Genomic DNA, 1,916 nt, shown 5'->3' with positions numbered 1-1,916 from the left:
GCCGGCAGGTGCGGGCGGACGGCGCGGGGCCGGGGCCGGACGCGGGCGAGGAGGCAAAGCCGGTGCCGGACGCGGAGGCGGGCGCGTGAACGGCGGCCGGGGTGCGCCGCCGGGGCGGGAGCGTGGTGGCCGGCGCGTCCTTCGGGATCACGACGGCGGAGGGGGACGGCCTGGGGGTGTCGTGTGCCGGCCTCGCCGTGGGCACACCGGGCTGCAGGACCGGGGCGACGGGGGCTGCGGGGGGCAGTGGCTCGGGGGTCGCCCCGTGCCACCAGGCGACGACCAGCAGGGATGCGACGGCCAGGGTCGCTGCGCCGATCGCGGCGCGCAGCGCGGTGTTGCCTTCGGTGATGCGCAGCGCGCCGCGGGCGAGGCGGCCGACGAGCCGTACGGTCAGGTACGCCCCGCCTGCCATGGGGCAGATCAGCATGAGGCTGCCCAGGACGCCGACGAGCCCGGCGGCGGCTTGTCCGTGGGTGAAGGCCGACCACGTGCCTGCGAGCTGCTCGCCCAGGCAGCGCAGGCTGGTGGACAGGAGGCGGGGAAGGTTCCACAGGGCGTAGCCGGTCTCCGCCAGCAGCAGGGGGACCATGGTGGCGACCCAGGCGGTGACCACGATCCGGGCCGAGCGTTTGAGGTCGGCCGCCTCCGGGTGGACCGGGCGGCGCGGCAGCATGCTCAGCAGGATGGGCTTGACCTTGCCGTACAGGTCCGGGACGCCGGCCAGGTCGCCCAGGATGTAGTAGCCGTCGAGGCGCAGGGCCGGCATCAGCTGCTCGAGGACCTCGAAGTGCGCCAGGTAGACGGCTGCGAGGAAGTAGGGCTGTCCGGAGACCGCGTAGGCGGCGGTCAGGAGCAGCATGAAGAGCACGTTGAAGTAGACGCCGCCCAGGCCGGTGCGCAGACGTCCGCCGCGGCCCACCCGGTAGGCGTCGGTGACGTCGGTGTACATGGAGGGCCAGATCAGGAAGATGCCGTAGCCGATCTTTCCCGGCGCGGCTCCGCTGTAGCGGCATGCCGATGCGTGTCCGAATTCGTGGAAGACCAGCGAGGCGACGGTCAGCACGAACACGATCAGCATCCACAGGGGCTGTTCCAGGACGCGCAGCACGGGCGTCATCGCGCCGTGGACGCCGAACAGCCACACGTCCATCAGTGCCGCGCACAGCAGGGCCAGGGCGACGACGGGCGGCCGGTGCAGCCATGCCAGTGCCGCGGCGATCCGCGCCACCTGCTCTTCGCGGAAGACGACCTTGTGGCCTTTGAGGACGAGCAGGAGGTCGGAACGGGGCTGCGGTGCCTGCTCGCTCTCCTCGCCGTCGGCCGACAGGACGCCGAGGGGGGCGAGCTTGTGCTCCAAGAGGTAGATCACGTCGTCCGGGTCGACCTCGTCCCCGTGGCGGCCGCTGACGAAGTGGGAGATGCCTTCCGCATCGCGCACCCCGTCGATGGCGCTGACCACCAGATACAGCAGTCTCGACAGCTGAATCACCTGGCCGTCGCCCCGGCGCACCAGGTACTTCGGATCGGTGGACCCCGATCCCTTGTACTGCCCCATGCGTTGCAGTCCGTGGCTCAGGCGCGGAACGAAACGGGCCGCGTCGAACAGCCGGACGTCTGCCGCCGCCTGCAGCGGCAGCGTGTTCCAGTCCGCCCAGGCGGGCTGGAACACAGCCGTGGTGTCGCTGCCGGCACCTGCCGCACCGCCGCCGGGAGGCTGCGTGTCGGGCAGGCCGGCAGCGTCAGGGGGGCGGTTGTGGGACACGGCCAACGTTTCTCCTCCAGCTTCGCAGCCCTCGCGTCCGGCGCGATCACGAAAAGGCGGGTGTAAAGGGGGTGGGTGGCCCGCCGGCGGTCGGCGGGAGGCGGCCGCCGGGGGCGTGCGCCGGCCCGCCGGGGGGCGCCCGGGGGCCCGC

1 protein-coding gene is annotated in these 1,916 nt (G+C 72.9%); it reads right to left on the bottom strand.

What is annotated here, in order from left to right:
* The coding region (locus tag ABT085_RS46050; RefSeq protein ID WP_351623150.1) for a hypothetical protein at nucleotides 1-1,765 on the bottom strand (1,765 nt) is incomplete at its 3' end.
* Between the last annotated feature and the right edge of the window lie 151 nt (nucleotides 1,766-1,916).

Source organism: Streptomyces sp. NPDC002265 (assembly GCF_040296125.1).
Lineage (GTDB): Bacteria > Actinomycetota > Actinomycetes > Streptomycetales > Streptomycetaceae > Streptomyces.
The sequence above is the reverse complement of the archived record's forward strand: the minus strand, read 5'-3'. Positions and strand labels throughout refer to the sequence as shown.